General features: G+C 70.0%; 14 protein-coding genes. 4 read left to right on the plus strand and 10 right to left on the minus strand.

What is annotated here, in order from left to right; genetic code table 11:
• Window positions 1-205: 205 nt before the first annotated feature.
• The 4 genes from ACZ5PB_RS31115 to clpS all read right to left on the minus strand — a co-directional run bounded on the left by ACZ5PB_RS31115 (window position 206) and on the right by clpS (window position 3,593).
• Window positions 206-625 carry a M67 family metallopeptidase gene (locus ACZ5PB_RS31115; protein WP_468695739.1) on the minus strand — a complete coding sequence of 140 codons (420 nt, stop codon included), beginning with the start codon at window positions 623-625 and terminating at the stop codon, window positions 206-208.
• Window positions 626-706: 81 nt separating this feature from the next.
• On the minus strand, window positions 707-2,263 hold the full coding sequence (locus tag ACZ5PB_RS31120; protein WP_468695740.1) for an amino acid permease: 1,557 nt from the start codon (window positions 2,261-2,263) through the stop codon (window positions 707-709).
• A 398-nt stretch (window positions 2,264-2,661) separates the two neighbouring features.
• The gene (locus tag ACZ5PB_RS31125; RefSeq protein WP_468695741.1) at window positions 2,662-3,279 is read right to left on the minus strand and encodes a DUF2017 domain-containing protein; all 618 of its coding nucleotides are present in this window, start codon (window positions 3,277-3,279) and stop codon (window positions 2,662-2,664) included.
• Window positions 3,279-3,593 (minus strand): ATP-dependent Clp protease adapter ClpS, encoded by a 315-nt coding sequence (gene clpS, locus ACZ5PB_RS31130; RefSeq protein WP_468695742.1) that lies wholly within the window; start codon window positions 3,591-3,593, stop codon window positions 3,279-3,281. Before clpS ends, ACZ5PB_RS31125 begins: the two co-directional genes overlap by 1 nt.
• A gap of 82 nt (window positions 3,594-3,675) precedes the next feature.
• Between clpS and ACZ5PB_RS31135 the strand changes: the two genes are divergently transcribed.
• Window positions 3,676-5,004, plus strand: coding sequence for a nicotinate phosphoribosyltransferase (locus tag ACZ5PB_RS31135; protein WP_468695743.1), 1,329 nt, complete (start codon window positions 3,676-3,678; stop codon window positions 5,002-5,004).
• A 98-nt stretch (window positions 5,005-5,102) separates the two neighbouring features.
• Complete coding sequence (locus tag ACZ5PB_RS31140) at window positions 5,103-5,687, plus strand: isochorismatase family protein (RefSeq protein ID WP_468695744.1); 585 nt, start codon at window positions 5,103-5,105, stop codon at window positions 5,685-5,687.
• Between the two features lie 539 nt (window positions 5,688-6,226).
• Here the strand turns inward: ACZ5PB_RS31140 and ACZ5PB_RS31145 are convergent.
• Together ACZ5PB_RS31145 and ACZ5PB_RS31150 are read right to left on the minus strand one after the other, a co-directional pair.
• Complete coding sequence (locus ACZ5PB_RS31145; RefSeq protein ID WP_468695746.1) at window positions 6,227-6,547, minus strand: hypothetical protein; 321 nt, start codon at window positions 6,545-6,547, stop codon at window positions 6,227-6,229.
• Between the two features lie 157 nt (window positions 6,548-6,704).
• The gene (locus tag ACZ5PB_RS31150) at window positions 6,705-8,996 is read right to left on the minus strand and encodes an immune inhibitor A domain-containing protein (RefSeq protein WP_468695884.1); all 2,292 of its coding nucleotides are present in this window, start codon (window positions 8,994-8,996) and stop codon (window positions 6,705-6,707) included.
• A gap of 546 nt (window positions 8,997-9,542) precedes the next feature.
• Here ACZ5PB_RS31150 and ACZ5PB_RS31155 point away from each other — a divergent pair.
• Window positions 9,543-9,869 (plus strand): hypothetical protein, encoded by a 327-nt coding sequence (locus ACZ5PB_RS31155; protein WP_468695747.1) that lies wholly within the window; start codon window positions 9,543-9,545, stop codon window positions 9,867-9,869.
• Window positions 9,870-9,942: 73 nt separating this feature from the next.
• On the opposite strand, the gene ACZ5PB_RS31160 is transcribed toward ACZ5PB_RS31155, so the two are convergent.
• Together ACZ5PB_RS31160 and ACZ5PB_RS31165 are read right to left on the minus strand one after the other, a co-directional pair.
• Window positions 9,943-10,650 (minus strand): RDD family protein, encoded by a 708-nt coding sequence (locus ACZ5PB_RS31160; protein ID WP_468695748.1) that lies wholly within the window; start codon window positions 10,648-10,650, stop codon window positions 9,943-9,945.
• 115 nt (window positions 10,651-10,765) lie between these two features.
• On the minus strand, window positions 10,766-12,379 hold the full coding sequence (locus ACZ5PB_RS31165; protein ID WP_468695750.1) for an RDD family protein: 1,614 nt from the start codon (window positions 12,377-12,379) through the stop codon (window positions 10,766-10,768).
• Window positions 12,380-12,627: 248 nt separating this feature from the next.
• Between ACZ5PB_RS31165 and ACZ5PB_RS31170 the strand changes: the two genes are divergently transcribed.
• Window positions 12,628-13,059, plus strand: coding sequence for an SsgA family sporulation/cell division regulator (locus tag ACZ5PB_RS31170; protein WP_468695752.1), 432 nt, complete (start codon window positions 12,628-12,630; stop codon window positions 13,057-13,059).
• Here the strand turns inward: ACZ5PB_RS31170 and ACZ5PB_RS31175 are convergent.
• A complete protein-coding gene (locus ACZ5PB_RS31175; protein ID WP_468695754.1) occupies window positions 13,056-13,463 on the minus strand; it encodes a VOC family protein in 408 nt (135 codons plus the stop codon). The genes ACZ5PB_RS31170 and ACZ5PB_RS31175 overlap by 4 nt on opposite strands.
• Window positions 13,464-13,782: 319 nt before the next feature.
• The gene (locus ACZ5PB_RS31180; protein ID WP_468695756.1) at window positions 13,783-15,183 is read right to left on the minus strand and encodes an FAD-binding oxidoreductase; all 1,401 of its coding nucleotides are present in this window, start codon (window positions 15,181-15,183) and stop codon (window positions 13,783-13,785) included.
• Window positions 15,184-15,269 lie beyond the last annotated feature (86 nt).

Consider the following 15,269-nt stretch of genomic DNA (forward strand, 5'->3'; position numbering starts at 1 on the left):
TTTCCCCTGGGGGTTGGGGGGGTGTTTTTTTGCGGGTCTCCCCGCCCCTGGGGCGGGGGGGGGGGGGGGGGGGGGGAACCTCCGCGGCCAGCCACGCACACACCCGCACATACCACCGGCCGTGGCCGGGCCCGCCACTCGGGGTCTGGGGCGGAGCCCCAGTTCGGGAAGGGGCGGGGAGGGGAAAGGCCCCGCGCAGCGGACCTCAGCCCGCGACCACCTCGACCTCTTCCTCCGTGATGACGCCGTCCACGATCCGGTACGACCGGAACTGGAACTCCCCCAGGCCGTCGGTGTCCGCCGTGGACACCAGGACGTAGTGCGCGCCGGGCTCGTTCGCATACGTCACGTCCGTCCGCGACGGATACGCCTCCGTCGCCGTGTGCGAGTGGTAGACGATCACCGGCTCCTCGTCCCGGTCGTCCAACTCCCGGTACAGCTTCAGCAGATCGCCCGAGTCGAACTCGTAGAAGGTGGGAGACCGGGCCGCGTTCAGCATCGGAATGAAGCGTTCGGCCCGCCCGCTCCCCTCCGGCCCCGCCACCATCCCGCACGCCTCGTCGGGATGGTCCGCACGCGCATGGGCGACGATCTGGTCGTACACGGTCTGGGAAAGGGTCAGCATGCGTCCCAGGATATGCAAACGGTCCCGCCCGTACCGAGGAGTGGTACGGGCGGGACCGAATGGTGAGACGTGGAGCGGCTGTCAGCCGATGCTGCCGCCAGGGTTGTCCGACGCCGGCCGGTGGTCGTGCGGCGTCTCGTGGCGACCGCCGCCCCCCTGCCCGGCCGCCTCGTGCGCCGGTCCGCCCTGGCCGGGCTTGTTCTTCATGACCAGGTACGAGACGCCCAGCAGCAGCGCCCAGACCGGCGCGCAGTACAGCGAGATCCTGGCGTCCTCGTCGATGCCCATCAGGACGATGACCATGAAGATGAAGAACAGCGCGAACCAGCTGGTCCACGGGGCGCCCGGGGCGCGGAAGGTCGACTTCGGCAGGACGCCCCGGTCGGAGAGCTTCCGGTAGCGGATCTGCGAGATCAGGATCATGATCCAGGCCCACATGCCGGAGATGGTCGCGAAGGAGACGACGTAGTTGAACGCCTCGCCCGGCCACTGGTAGTTGATCCACACGCCGACCAGCATCAGCGCGGCGGAGAAGGACGTGCCCGCCAGCGGCAGCCCGCGTGCCGTCAGCTTGGTGAAGAACTTCGGGGCCTGCCCGTTCAGCGCGAGGTCGCGCAGCATGCGGCCGGTGGAGTACATGCCCGAGTTGCAGGAGGAGAGGGCCGCGGTCAGGACCACGAAGTTGACGATCGCGGCGCCGATGCCCAGGCCCATCTTCTCGAAGGCGGCGACGAACGGCGAGATCCCGGGCTGGAAGTGCGTCCACGGGACGACCGACAGGATCATGATCAGCGCGCCGACGTAGAAGACGGCGATGCGCCACGGGACGGTGTTGATGGCCTTGGGCAGGACCGTCTTCGGGTCCTTGGACTCGCCGGCGGTGACGCCGACCAGCTCGACCGCGAGGAAGGCGAACATGACCATCTGGAGGGTCATGAGGGTGGAGCCGATGCCCTTGGGGAAGAAGCCGCCCTCGGACCACAGCAGGGAGACCGAGGCGGTGTCGCCCGCGTCGGAGAAGCCGATGGTGAGGATGCCGGCGCAGATCAGGATCATGCCGATGATGGCGGTGACCTTGACCATCGAGAACCAGAACTCCAGCTCACCGAAGAGCTTGACCGAGATCAGGTTGGCGCAGAAGAGCACGACCGTGAAGATCAGCGCGAAGACCCACTGCGGCTGATTGATCCAGCTCGTCGCGTCCTTCGTCCAGTACTGCATGTACTCCGAGGCCGCCGTGACCTCGGTGATGCCGGTGACGACCCAGAAGAGCCAGTACGTCCAGCCGGTCACGAACCCCATGAACGGGCCGATGAACTCACGGGCGTACTCCGAGAAGGACCCGGAGACCGGGCGGTACATCAGCAGCTCGCCGAGCGCCCGCATGATGAAGAAGATCACCAGGCCCGCGATGGCGTACGCCAGGATCAGGCTGGGTCCGGCCTTGGAGATGCCCTTGCCCGCGCCGAGGAAGAGGCCCGTGCCGATGGCGCCGCCGATGGCGATCATCTGGATCTGGCGGGCTCCGAGGCCACGCTGGTAGCCCTCGCTCTGACCGCTTTCGCCGGACGGTGTGCCTTCGGCCCCATTCGCCCCGCTGCTGTCGTCGTGCCGCTGATCGACCTGCGCTGAGGTCATGGTGGTGCGCCTTTCTCCATGCCGACCCGGCCGGGCAGTCCTGCTCGCGGCTCGGATCGACTGTGACGATCCTTTGAGGGGCTTCACTGCCCCCGGATGTGGAGTGCGTACCGGCGTTCGGCCGGTGTCAGCGCCCCCACGGACAGGGGTGGCGTCCGTGGCGGTCGTGCAGATCTATCACGCCGAAAGACATGATCGGCAAGGGCCTTTGTGCCCTATTGCACAGGAAAAAGCAGACAAAACACCCCTGCGGCATCAAAGCACGCAGGGGTGGTGACCTGATCGTTATTCGGATTTGAGCGTCCGCTGAGCGAACGCTTACGTTTCACTACTTGATATTGCGGGATCTGTCGGATTCGGAAGAGGCGCAGGAGACGTACGGGAGAACCGCGCGCGAGCTACGCCATCAGCGTCTCGACCAAGGTCTCCTGCAGCCCGCCGAGCCACAGGTATGCCATCACCATCGGCTTGCGCGGGTCCTCGTCCGGGAGCGCGTACAGCATCTCGCTCTCGTCGTCCTCGGTGATCTCCAGCCGTGAGGCGATCGTGAGGCGCAGGTCGTTGAGCGTGCCGAGCCAGCGGCGCGACTCGTCGGGCGTCAGCTTGAGCACGAAGCCGGGTTCGGCGTCCTGGCCGGAGGCAGCGAGCGCGTCCAGGTTCCGTACGACGGACAGGGCGTCCTCGCGCTTGCGGGTGCGCAGGTCGTTCTCGGTGAAGCGGCGGAACTCGGCGGAGGCGGCGCGCAGTTCCTCCTCCCGGTCCGGCGAGGCGGGCGGCCCCGCCTTCGGGTCGAGGTACGCCTCCGGGAACAGCCGGGCGAGCGCCGGGTCGGTGGGTGCCTCGCTCGGGCCCTCCGCGAACAGCGCGGCCAGCGGGTCCTCGCCCACGGCCGGCTCGTCGCCGGGGCCGATCAGCTCCAGCAGCTGGACGGCCAGCGAGCGCAGGATCGACGTCTCGACGGCGTCGATGGCGAGGGCGGCGCCGCCGCCGGGGACCGTCTCGAAGTAGCCCGGCATCAGTTGCGGTCCTGCGAGAGGGTCGCCCACAGCCCGTACCCGTGCATCGCCTGCACGTCCCGCTCCATTTCCTCGCGGCTGCCCGCGGAAACGACCGCCCGGCCCTTGTGGTGGACGTCGAGCATCAGCTTCTTTGCCTTTTCCTTGGAGTACCCGAAGTACGTCTGGAAGACGTACGACACGTAACTCATGAGGTTGACCGGGTCGTTGTGGACCAGGGTCACCCAGGGGGTGTCCGGCTCGGGGACGGCAAACGTCTCCTCGGCCGACTCGGGGCGTTCGATCTCTACGGGCGCGACACTCACCCTTCCCATGCTGCCACCGCGAGGGGCCTGTCGCACAAACGGCCTCTTAGATTTCGTCACTCTGACGAGATAGGGGGTAGCATCCGGTCCTATGAACACAGCGGATCTCGGGCTGCCGGTGGATGTTCCGTCGACCGCGCTCTTCACCGACCAGTACGAGCTGACGATGCTCCAGGCGGCACTGCGCGGCGGTACCGCCGACCGCCGCTCCGTCTTCGAGGTCTTCACCCGCAGGCTCCCCTCCGGGCGGCGCTACGGCGTCGTCGCCGGTACGGGCCGGGTGCTGGACGCCGTCGAGAACTTCCGCTTCGACGCGGGAGTGCTCGCCTTCCTGCGCGCCCAGAACATCGTCGACGAGCCGACCCTCGAATGGCTGGCCTCCTACCGCTTCAACGGGGACATCTGGGGCTACCCGGAGGGCGAGGTCTACTTCCCCGGCTCGCCGGTGCTGCGCGTCGAGGGCAGCTTCGCCGAGTGCGTGCTCCTGGAAACGGTCATCCTCTCGATCCTCAACCACGACTCGGCCATCGCCGCCGCGGCCTCCCGGATGGCGGCCTCGGCGGGGAGCCGCCCCCTGATCGAGATGGGCGCCCGGCGCACCCACGAGCTGTCGGCGGTGGCCTCGGCGCGTGCCGCGTACGTCGGCGGCTTCGCCACCACCTCCGACCTGGCGGCGGGCTTCCGCTACGGCATCCCCACCGTCGGCACCTCGGCGCACGCCTTCACCCTGCTCCACGACAGTGAGCGCGACGCGTTCCAGGCCCAGGTGAACTCGCTGGGCAGCGGGACGACGCTGCTGGTGGACACGTACGACGTCACCGAGGCGGTACGTACCGCCGTCGAGGTGGCGGGGCCCGAGCTGGGCGCCGTACGCATCGACTCCGGCGACCTGCTGCTCGTCGCGCACCGGGTGCGCCAGCAGCTGGACGAGCTGGGCGCCACCAAGACGAAGATCGTCGTCACCTCCGACCTGGACGAGTACGCCATCGCCTCGCTGGCGGCGGCCCCGGTGGACGCGTACGGCGTCGGCACCCAGCTGGTGACCGGCAGCGGCCACCCGACCTGCTCGATGGTCTACAAGCTGGTCGCCCGCGCGCAGTCCGCCGATCCGAAGGCGCCGCTGATCCCGGTGGCGAAGAAGTCCATGGGCGCCAAGTCCTCGCGGGGCGGCCGCAAGTGGGCGGCGCGCAGGCCCGACGAGTACGGGGTCGCGGAGGCCGAGGTCATCGGCACGGGTCCGGTCCCGGCCGAGCTGGCCGACCGGCAGCTCCAGGTGGAGCTGGTCAAGGGCGGCGAGGTCGTCGCCCGCGAGCCCCTGGACGCGGCACGGGCCCGGCACATCGGGGCCCGGGGCGGCCTGCCGATGTCGGCGGTGCAGCTCTCGCGGGGCGAACCGGTCATCCCGACCGAATACGTATGACCCCTCGCCGCTCCTCGGCGGACGCCCACTCCCTCCCGGGCCCGGAAGTCTCTACTCTCGAAGGACCGGCGTCCGCCTCCGCCAGTTAGGAATGTGCCATGCACCGCGCCTTGATCGTCGTCGACGTGCAGAACGACTTCTGTGAGGGCGGCAGCCTCGCGGTCGCGGGCGGTGCCGATGTGGCCGCCGCGATCACCGATCTGATCGGTGAGTCGCAGGCCTGCTACCGCCATGTCGTCGCCACCCGGGACCACCACATCGACCCCGGCGACCACTTCTCCGACGAGCCGGACTACGTCGACTCCTGGCCGGTCCACTGCGTGGCGGGCACGGAGGGCGTCGGCTTCCACCCGAACTTCGCCCCCGTGGTCGCCTCGGGCGCCATCGCCGCGGTGTTCGACAAGGGCGCCCACTCGGCGGCCTACAGCGGCTTCGAGGGCACGGACGAGAACGGCGTCCCACTGGCGGACTGGCTCCGCGCCCGGAGCGTCACGGAGGTCGACGTGGTCGGCATCGCCACCGACCACTGCGTCCGCGCCACCGCCCTGGACGCGGCCCGCGAGGGCTTCGCCACCAAGGTCCTGCTGGACCTGACCGCAGGCGTCGCGGCCCCGACGACGGAATCCGCCCTGGAGGAACTCCGCCTGGCAGGCGTAGAACTCACCGGCAAACCGGTGGTCTGAGCAACCGGCGACTGGACCTGCCCCACCAGGGCAGCCCCCGGGACACGCTCTCGCGGAGCCGGGCTCAGACTCCGCTGCCCACCCGCCCCCGCCGAGGCACCCGTCGCGTGCCCGCGCACGCCACCCCTCTACCCCCCTCGTGATCCGGGGCCAGACTCCGCTGCCCACCCGCCCCCGACTGCGCGCCGTGCTCCCTGCCGCGCGGCCGGGGCACACCACATCCAGGCGGCCCAGCGGGCCGACGGAACCAGCCACCTGAATCGGCTGCGGGTGCGCCACCACCGCCCCTGTGCCGATCCGATGGCTCCAGCGCTCCGGCGCCATCGGAACCATGCTCTACGGGCTGCCCCTCATGCACTGCGACTCTCGGGGTGGGGCCGACGCCCGGAGAGGTGATCAGCCGGTAGGTCTCACGGGAGGTCCTCCCGCCACAACTCGACGCCGCCCCCGGCTGCGGGCCGCGCACCTGTGCGGCCCGCAGCCGGGGGCGGGTGGGCAGCTGAGCATGCCCGCGGCGCCGCGAGGGGGGCAGGAAGGGGTCAGGAGGCAGGCCTCAGAAGGGCGCGTATCGGGTGCCAGAGTTCTTCGCGGGACTGGGGGGCGGCTCGCCACAGGAGGCCGTCGGGGTGGTGGAGGACCGCGGTGATCTCGTCGAGGGTGGGGGGCTCGGTGTTACCGCGCAGGTAGACCGCGCGGAGGCCGAGGTTCCGGAGCCTGGTCAGGGCTCGGGCGCGGTTCGCGGCGTGGACCAGGACGCGGACCTTGGGGCCTGCGCCCAGGCCGCCGGGGCCGGGGCGCGGCAGGGTCAGTGCCACCACCACGCTCCCGTTCGGAAGTCTGTTGAAACCTCCTGCGGACATGCCTATCACTCCCCCGTGCGACGCCCGGGGACAGCCCCGTAAGACGTCGCGTCAATAGTGAGTACGTAAGAGGCATCTAAACGCGATCGGCCGCCGCCCGCTAGAGGGGCGACGGCCGATCATGCTCTGACCTGCGTAAATGGCTGAAAATGGAGTGCTAGCGGCCGGCCTTGCTGACCAGGATCGACATCGTCTGGCCGTTCAGGGGCTGGCTGACGATGGAGATGCGGGTGTTGGTGTCAGTTGTCTTGACACTGCCCGTGGGGTTCTCCGCCGACCAGTAGGAGTGCTTGCGGTCGTCGAAGTACGGGACGCCGAGCTGCGCCGGGATCTTGGTCGCGACGCCCTCCTTGTGGAGGGTGAAGCCCGGGTTCGGGTACCAGCTGAAGGCGGCGTCGTACGGCTGGATCTTGTTGGAGATCAGCTTGCCGGTGTTCTGCCACTTCAGCGGCTTGGAGTGCGCGTCGACCGGCAGGAGCATGCCCTCGCCGGGGTGCTCGCTGACGTTGTTGTTGCGCTGCGAGGTGTCCCACTGCCAGATCATCAGGCCGGGACGGTACGCGTAGTGCTCGACCCAGTCGGGGCGGGCGGTCTTCTGGAAGCCGAAGTTGTACGGGCCGTACTGGAGGGTCTTGTCGTACGAGACGTACTGGCGGTTCTCGGCGATGTAGTACTGCTCGAAGTCGCCGTTGATCGACTCGCCGACCCGGCTGAAGCCACGGACGGTCCAGCCGTTGTCGTCGCCCTCGGCGGTGTCGGTGAAGAGCGCGGTGCCGTCGGCCTGGACGGTGATGCCGTCGGCGGCGAAGCCCTTGCCGCCCGCGCCTCCGTCGGTCTTGTAGCGGAAGCGGACGCCGATCTTCTTGCCCGCGTAGGCGTCGAGCGAGTAGACGAGCTTCTTGTACTTGCCGGAGACACCGGTCAGGGCGGGCTTGTCGCCGCCGTCACGGGTGATCGTCTCGCCGTCGGCGGTGCCGTCGATGGACTTCCAGCTGGCGCCGCCGTCCGTGGACACCTGGGTGTACAGGTAGTCGTAGTCGGCCTCGATGTCCCACCAGCCCTGGAGCTCCAGGGAGGCCTTGGACTTGCCGGTCAGGTCGACGTCGCGGGACAGCGTGTTGGAGAGGTCGTCGCCGTAGTCCGACCACCACTGCCTGGTGCCCTCGAAGGGCTTGACGACCTTGGTCGTGACGTTCTTCTTGGGCAGCTCGACCACGACCGCCTGCGGGTTCTTGGTGTTGTACTCCGCGACGCCCAGCTTGTGGAGGGAGGTCTTGCCCGCCTTGGCCTTCTCGTAGTTCAGCCAGCCGAGCTGCAGCTTGTCCCAGGCGGTCATGTCGCCGGGGAGGTCGCCGATCTCGTTCTTGCCGGTGCCCAGCCAGGATCCGGCCGACATCAGCGACCAGAAACCGACCGAGTTCTCGGCGGAGTTGGTGGTGTCGTAGAGGTCGGGCAGGCCCAGGTCGTGGGCGTACTCGTGGGCGAAGACACCGAGGCCGCCGTTCTCGGGCTGCGCGGTGTAGTCGCCGACCCAGATGCCGGTGTCGCCGATCGGGGTGCCGCCGGCCTTGAAGCCAGCCGGGCCCGTCTCGCCGTCGTCGCGGCCGTACGCGTAACCCCGGTGCGCCCACACGGCGTCGGTGCCCTGGGCGCCACCGCCCGCCGAGCCGTCCTCACCGGCGTGCACGACCTGGAAGTGGTCGATGTAGCCGTCGGGCTCGTTGAAGTTGCCGTCGTTGTCGTGGTCGGTGCGGTCCCACGAGTCGTACTTGGCGAGGTCGGTCTTGATCTGGGCGTCGGTCTTGCCGGCCGCCTTCTCCTTGGCGACCCAGGCGTTGACGCCGTCGCGGACCAGGTCCTCGACGTTGGGGCAGTTGTTGCTGCCGCAGTAGTCGGACCCGTAACGGGCCTCGTTCGCCTCGACCTTGACCCAGTCGGTGACCTTGCCCTCGACCGAGTAGCGGCCCGAGGAGGTCTTCTCGTAGTACGTCTTGAGGGAGTCGACGGGCTTGCCGTCGGGTCCCTTGCCGGTGCCGAAGTACAGCTCCTGGAAGTGCGCCTGGTTGTAGTCCTTCTTCCAGGCGGTGGAGTTGTCCTTGGAGCGGTCGGGCTCGGCTATCTGGTTGTGCAGCGGGCCCGGCGTGCCGCCGTACTTCTTGATCGGCGGCTTGGGTCCCGCGCCGTCCGGGTCGTACATGGTGGTGTTGTCGACCTTGTCGCCGAACTCGACCAGGATGGTGAAGATCTGGTCGGTGCGCTCGCGGCCGAGCTCCACGTACTTCTTGTCCCCGAGCTTCACGACGCTCGAACTGCCGCGCTTCTCCGCCTTCTTGGTCCCCTTGAGGACCTCCTCCAGGGCGGCCTTGCGCTGCTGTGCCTGCTGCTGGCTGTACGGGCCGTCGATGACGTGGCCCTTGTCGCCCTTGCCGTGGGGCTCCGCGGGGCCCACGCCCGAGGGGTCCTGGTGGCCGGCCGCGGCGGGTACCGCCGGGGCATCGGCCGGTGCCGCCTGTGCGGTGGCGAAGGTCGAGGCGGTGGCGGCGGTCGCCGCGAGCGCCACGAGTACGGCGGCCCCTCTGAAGGCCCGTCTGTTTCTGGTCACTTGGTGGTGTCCTCCCCGGCGGGCGCCGTCCCGAAGGGTGAGGGATCCGGGCGCACCGCGCGTCACAAGTGACCACATTCGACCGGAGTTACTTGAGAAAAGACAGACCTTGACTTGAACTCGTCACGCACGCTAGGAAGTTGATTTCTTCCGTATTCCGGACGCCCGTCGCGTACCCCCTGTACGGGCGCTTGCGTCTCAGTGGGTGGAACGCGCCATGACACTGTGCGCCCCCCATGCATCGGCACCGTGGGTTAGGTCACGCTTACCGGCTGCTGCGCGCGGGCACCAAGGGTCATAGGGTCAGCCAGGACCCCGCGACCCCCTTCCCGTGCTCCGAGGACGGACCCCATGCTGCGGACACGCCAGAACTCAGGGACACACAGGACCCCCGTGCCGTTCCCGACCCCCTCCCTCGCCCAGTGCGCGTACGGCGGCCTCACCGTCATCTTCTCCACCCTCGCCATGCTCCTGCTGTCCCAGACCACCTCGGGTGCCTGGATCGCGGTGATCGCCGTGGCGGCGCTGGGGCTGGGCCTGCTGGTGGCGATGACCGTCCCGATGCCGAAAACGGCGAGGACGGCCGCCGGTTCCCGCACCGCCGTGGTGCCGGATCCCGCGACCGTCCCCGTGCCCTCCGCCGGTGAGCCGTACGACATGGTCCGGGTACCCGGACCGCGCTCACGCTCCTCGGTGGGCGAGCACTCACTGCACGGCTAGCGCCCGCCCTGCCGAGCCTCAGGCGGTCCTCAGGCGGTCCTCAGGCGGTCGGCAGGCGAGCCTCGGCCGGTCCTCAGGCCGTGACCACCACGGTCTTCGCCGCCTTGTCGTGGATGCCCTGCTTGTACGGCTTGTCGACGCCGATCATCACCATGTTGATCAGCCACCACAGGCAGGGGCAGCAGAGCAGCGCCGGCAGCATCAGCACCGCCGCGCGCGTCCAGGCCGCGCTGGAGGCGGGGACGCTGCCGTCGTTGAGCATCGCCACCCTCATGCCCATCAGGCGCTTGCCGACGGTCTGCCCGTTCTTCTTGGTCATCAGGGCGTCGTAGGCGACGTAGACGACGAGCGAGATCAGCTGGAAGACCAGACCGCTGCCGCTGCTGACCTGGGTGATGGTGTCGCCGAGGTCGTCGGTGGTCGTCGTGATCTTCTCGTACGTGCCGAACGGGATGCCGAGGATCGCGAGCGGGATCATCACGATGATCAGGTCGATGAGCCGGGCCAGGAACCGCTTGCCGACCGAGGCCAGCGGCGGCATCCCTGCCAGCGGGTCGCTGCCTCCGAGCCCGCCGCCGTAGCCGCTTCCGTACCCGCCTCCGCCTCCGGCGCCGCCGTCGTACGGCCCTCCGCCGTACGGGGGCAGCGAGCCCCCGGCACCCCCCGGCGGCGGACTGTCGTAGGGGCTACCGGCACCGCCCTGCGGAGGAGGGGGCGGCGGGTACTTCTGGAACGGGTCGTTCTCAGGCGGCACGCCGGGCGGCGGCTGGTCGGTGCTCATATCCGGAGTCGACCGCGCACGGACCGGGCCCGCAAGGCCTCGCACGCCGTTCGGGGGAAGGCTCCGCGACAGTCGGGGCCGAACGGGTGACGGTGGCCCAGGAGGCGCCCGGGGATCAGCTCCTGGTCACGAAGGTACGGGCCGCCTTGTCGTGCCAGCACTGCCGCCAGGGCCGGTCGACCAGGCACCACAGCACGTTGAGCACCCCGATGCCGAGCACCCCGAGCACTCCGTACACCAGCCAGCGGCGCAGTGCCCCGCCGAACCGGGGCGGCTCGTGCTCCTCGATGTCGCGGACCTGGAGCCCGCACACCTTCTTGCCCAGCGTGCGCCCCCACTTGGCGGTCGGCACCGCCTCGTAGAGGACGCCGAGAACCAGAAACGCGCCGAGGACGGCCGCGAGCATGCCGACCGTGGTGCTGTCGAGCAGATAGACCGTCACCGTGGTGCCCGACAGGCGGGCCGCGCGGATCTTTTCGTCGATGTGGTCGACGGCCTGGAACACCAGCGGTACGGCGACGGCCGCGACCGCCGCCCCCAGGACGACCGTGTCGATCAGCCGGGCGGCCAGCCGCCGTCCGAGCCCGGCGGGACGGGCGGCAGCCTGCTCGCGCGCCGCCTTGGTGAAGTGGTCCTCGACAGGCGGCTTCCAGGGGACGACGGGCTGGGCCTCGTCGGTCGCGGGGGGCTGGCCGGGGCCCTGGCCGGGAGGGGTGGCGAGCTGGTGGACCTGCTGGGCCCAGGAGGCGGAGGCGGCGGGGGCGGGGGCGGGCGCGGGCTGCCGTCCCTGGGGCGGCAGTTGGCGCTGCGGGGCGGGCGTGGGGGCCGGGGCGGTCGCCTGGGGGCGGGCCTGCTGCTGGCGCTGTTGCTGGTTCAGCTGCTGGTTCTGCTGCTGCGGGGGCCTGGTCCGGGTCGGCTTGGGCTGCTGGGGCGGGGCCTTGACCGTGCGGATGGCCATGGTGCCCTCGCCGGTGGAGGCGGACTTGGCGGGGCCCTGGGTGCGGATGGAGACCGTGCGGTCGGCGCGCGGCGGGGTCTGGTTCTGCGGGGCCTGGTTCTGCGCGGCCTGGTTCTGCGGGGCTTCCAGCGCGGGCCGCTCGGCACGTGCGGGCAGCGCGGCGGAGTCGCCGGAGGGCCGGGCGGTACGGGGGTCCCGCTCCGGGGTCCGGCCCTGGGCGGGGGCCGGGGTGAGTCCGGGCGGCGCACCGGCCTCGGCGGGACCGGCACCGGGAGCGGCACCGGCACCGGCGGCCGGGGACCCCCAGGAGACCCTGCGGTCGCGCTCGCCGCCGAAGCCGTTCTGCCGGGCGGTGTCTGCCTGCCAGGCGGGGGCGGGCTCGGCAGCGCGCCGTACTTCCAGCTCACCGCCGGAACGCTCCCCGGTGCGCTGCTCCCCGTACCCCTGCTGCGCCTGCGCCTGCTCCTGCTCCTCTTCGTCGAAGAAGAACGGACCCGTCTCCTCCACCTGGGCGGGGGCCTGATGCGAGGTCGGTGCGGGCGCCGGTACGGAAGCCAGGTTCGGCAGGCCCGAGTTGGGGGCGTACGCGGCCGCCGGTACGGAGCCGGGGGGCGGGGTCGGCATTGGCTCGCCGGGCGCGGGGGCGGGACGGCTGGTGCCGGGCACCCAGGCACTGCCGTTCCAGTACCGGACATATCCGGGAATGGACGGATCGGGATAGAAGCCGTGGGTGGGGCTGCCGTCGCCGTTGGCCGGTGTGGGGGCGCTCATCACCGTGTCCCGTATCTGTTGGGGGCCGTGTGTCTGTCGTAAGTCTGGTGCGGCTGTCTGAAATTCCGGGGTCCACATCTACCAGACACCCGCCCACCACTGGGCCCGTCCGCCCGGATGCACCACTTTCCGGTCAATGCCGTGCTCCCGAAAAAAACTTCTCGGAAGTCGCGTAATGAATGACAGGCACCGCGCTCTCTCCGGGTACGGCCCCGCCGACGGGCCCCGTACCGGAAAGGAAGTGCGTCATGCAGCACACCGTCGTAGAGCGTGAGTTGGAGCTCAACCTCGTCCTGTCCCCCGAGCGCGCCATCCCCGTGCCGGCGCGGCTGGTCTACCGGACGAACGACCCGTACGCCGTACACATCACCTTCCACATCGGGTCGGACTACCCGGTCAGCTGGACGTTCGCGCGGGAACTGCTGATCGACGGGGTGTTCCGTCCGTGTGGGCACGGAGATGTCCGGATCTGGCCGACGAAGCTTGAGGGGCGTTCGGTGGTGTGTGTGGCACTGACCTCGCCGGAGGGGGACGCGCTCCTGGAGGCGTCGTCGCCGGTCGTCTCGGCGTGGCTGGAGCGGACGCTGACGATGGTTCCGCCGGGCACCGAGAGCGACATGCTCGGCCTGGACGACGCCCTGGCCGAGCTGCTCGCGACGTCGCAGGACGGAGAGGGTTAGTCGATCACGTAGGTGTGGGTGAGGAATTCGAGGAAGTGGTTGTCCGGGTCGCGGAAGTAGAAGCCGCGGCCCTGGTGGTCGTGGTTGATCTGCTGGGGCTTGCTGCTGAACGGGTCCGCCCAGTAGGGGATTTCGCGTGCCTGGATACGGCCGAGGATGGTGTCGAACTCCTCGTCGTCGACCAGGAACGCGAGGTGCTGCGGGACGATGGGGGCGTCGCCCTCCTCGCCGTAGTGCTCTCCGGAGGCGTCCGCGTAGTCGAGGGACACCCCGTTGGCCAGGGGGACGGTGGCGAACGGGCCGAACGGCTTGGGTTCGGGGGCGCCCATCAGTTCGGTCAGGAAGCGGGCGGAGGCCCAGCGGTCGCGGCTGTGGACGATGGTGTGATCGAGTCGTGCGGGCACGATTCCTCCTCGTCGGGCGATGCCTACGGATCGACTGACCCGCGTACGAAGGCTATGGAGCCCGCCCCGCGCACCACATCGGCCGCGGGGCCCGCTCGCCCGCCACCGCTGGACCTAGGGCGTGTCCTTCGGATCAGGTCGACCAGGGGTGCCTTGCCCTTTCGGGATGGCCGAGCGGGGCTGGGTGCGTGCAGCTGCAAGGCGGAGGATTGAGACATGGCGGAGCCATGGCGATTGACGACAACGCCGCAGATGTGCGTGACCGGCCCCGCGACCCAGGCCTGATCCGAAAGACACGCCCTAGGTCGTACCCTCCGGGTCAGAACAGCTTGCCGGGGTTGAGGAGGCCCAGTGGGTCGAAGGCGGCCTTGACGGAGCGCTGCATCTCCAGGCCCACCGGGCCGAGTTCGCGGGCCAGCCACTCCTTCTTGAGGATGCCGACGCCGTGTTCGCCGGTGATGGTGCCGCCGAGTTCCAGGCCGAGCGCCATGATCTCGTCGAAGGACTCGCGGGCCCGCCGGGACTCGTCCTCGTCGGCGGAGTCGAAGCAGACGACGGGGTGGGTGTTGCCGTCGCCCGCGTGCGCGCAGACGCCGATGGTCAGGTCGTACTTCTGGGCGATGGCGGCGGTGCCGTCGATCATCGCGGCGAGCTTGGAGCGGGGCACGCAGACGTCGTCGATCATCGTCGCGGACTTGACGGTCTCCAACGCGGTGAGCGACAGCCGCCGGGCCTGGAGCAGCATCTCGGACTCGGCGAAGTCCTCGGCGGGGACGACCTGGGTCGCCCCGTGGGCGGTGCACAGCTCCCCCACGGCGGCGAGGTCGGCGGCCGGGTCCGGGGTGTCGAAGGCCGCAAGGAGGAGTGCCTCGGTGGACTCGGGGAGGCCCATCTGTGCCATGGAGTTGACGGCACGCAGGGTGGTGCGGTCCATGAGTTCAAGCAGCGAGGGGGCGTGGCCGCGCTCCATGATGGCGCAGACCGCCTCGCAGGCGGCAGCGGCGGACGGGAACTCGGCGGCCAGCGAGAGCTGTTCGGGCGGTGCGGGCTTCAGGGCGAGCACGGCGCGCACCACGATGCCGAGGCTGCCCTCGGAGCCGACGAAGAGCCGGGTGAGGTCGTAGCCGGCGACGCCCTTGGCGGTACGCCGTCCCGTCGTCAGCAGCCGCCCGTCGGCGAGTACGACGTCCAGGCCGAGCACGTACTCCGCGGTGACCCCGTACTTGACGCAGCACAGGCCGCCGGACGCGGTGCCGATGTTGCCGCCGATGGTGCAGGTCTCCCAGCTGGAGGGGTCGGGCGGGTAGAAGAGGCCCCGGTCGGCGACGGCGCGGGACAGGACGGCGTTGACGACGCCGGGTTCGACGACGGCGATCCGGTCGACCGGGTTGATCTCCAGGATCCGGTCCATCTTCACCAGCGACAGGACGATGCAGCCGTCGCTGGCGTTGGCGGCGCCGGACAGCCCGGTGCGGGCGCCCTGCGGGACGACCGGGACGCGCAGGGCGGTGGCGGTGCGCATGACGTGCTGCACCTGTTCCACGGTGCGGGGCAGGACGACCGCGGCGGGCGCTCCGGCCGCGCAGAATCCGGCCATGTCGTGCGCGTAGGAGGCCATGACGTCGGGGTCCGTGATCAGTGCTTCGGCGGGCAGACCGGTGCGCAGCCGGTCGTGCAGGCGGTCATGCTGGGAGGCACGGAGAGTCGCAAGATCATCCATGCTGTCAGCCTGGCACCCGGGGCCATCGGTGTGAACCCGTCTGCGTTCCGGATCGCGGCACGCGGGTGTGCTCGTCGTACTGGTGC

This window comes from Streptomyces sp. NPDC032721, assembly GCF_055579625.1.

Excerpts from the sequence above, each read along its gene's own strand:
- ACZ5PB_RS31115 (WP_468695739.1), bottom strand. The coding sequence starts at position 625 with ATGCTGACCCTTTCCCAGACCGTGTACGACCAGATCGTCGCCCATGCG.
- ACZ5PB_RS31120 (WP_468695740.1), bottom strand. The coding sequence starts at position 2,263 with ATGACCTCAGCGCAGGTCGATCAGCGGCACGACGACAGCAGCGGGGCG.
- ACZ5PB_RS31125 (WP_468695741.1), bottom strand. The coding sequence starts at position 3,279 with ATGCCGGGCTACTTCGAGACGGTCCCCGGCGGCGGCGCCGCCCTCGCC.
- clpS (WP_468695742.1), bottom strand. The coding sequence starts at position 3,593 with ATGGGAAGGGTGAGTGTCGCGCCCGTAGAGATCGAACGCCCCGAGTCG.
- ACZ5PB_RS31135 (WP_468695743.1), top strand. The coding sequence starts at position 3,676 with ATGAACACAGCGGATCTCGGGCTGCCGGTGGATGTTCCGTCGACCGCG.
- ACZ5PB_RS31140 (WP_468695744.1), top strand. The coding sequence starts at position 5,103 with ATGCACCGCGCCTTGATCGTCGTCGACGTGCAGAACGACTTCTGTGAG.
- ACZ5PB_RS31145 (WP_468695746.1), bottom strand. The coding sequence starts at position 6,547 with ATGTCCGCAGGAGGTTTCAACAGACTTCCGAACGGGAGCGTGGTGGTG.
- ACZ5PB_RS31160 (WP_468695748.1), bottom strand. The coding sequence starts at position 10,650 with ATGAGCACCGACCAGCCGCCGCCCGGCGTGCCGCCTGAGAACGACCCG.
- ACZ5PB_RS31165 (WP_468695750.1), bottom strand. The coding sequence starts at position 12,379 with ATGAGCGCCCCCACACCGGCCAACGGCGACGGCAGCCCCACCCACGGC.
- ACZ5PB_RS31170 (WP_468695752.1), top strand. The coding sequence starts at position 12,628 with ATGCAGCACACCGTCGTAGAGCGTGAGTTGGAGCTCAACCTCGTCCTG.
- ACZ5PB_RS31180 (WP_468695756.1), bottom strand. The coding sequence starts at position 15,183 with ATGGATGATCTTGCGACTCTCCGTGCCTCCCAGCATGACCGCCTGCAC.